Below are 306 nucleotides of genomic sequence, written 5' to 3'. Positions count from 1 at the left end.
CCTGTATGGCACCGGCGATGCGGCGCGTTCTGGACATCGACCGGTCGATCCTCGGCCAACCCTGGCACTGGCGCGCGCTGGCGCCGGACCCGCGCGACGGGTTGCTGCCCGACGACCTGCTCACGCAATTGCTGCTGGCGCGCGGGTGCCCGCGCGAGGCGCTGGAGGCCCTGTATCGCCTCAAGGGCCTGACGTGATGCGAAAAAGGCCCGGACGTCGCCGTCCGGGCCTTTTCCAATCCTGCGTTCCGTTTCGGATCAGGCCTGCATCATCCAGCCTTCGACATCCATGGCCGCCTGACGGACG

Annotated in this window: 1 protein-coding gene; it reads left to right on the top strand. The window is 68.6% G+C overall.

The genetic code is table 11. The features are described from left to right. Window positions 1–197, top strand: a 197-nt coding sequence (locus tag CVH10_RS19320; protein WP_146143102.1) for a hypothetical protein, incomplete at its 5' end; no start/stop codon positions are given. Window positions 198–306: the final 109 nt, after the last annotated feature.

Origin of the sequence: Halomonas sp. ND22Bw (assembly GCF_003011945.1) — a bacterium.
GTDB classification, from domain to species: Bacteria; Pseudomonadota; Gammaproteobacteria; order Pseudomonadales; family Halomonadaceae; genus Halomonas; species Halomonas halophila.
The sequence above is the reverse complement of the archived record's forward strand: the minus strand, read 5'-3'. Positions and strand labels throughout refer to the sequence as shown.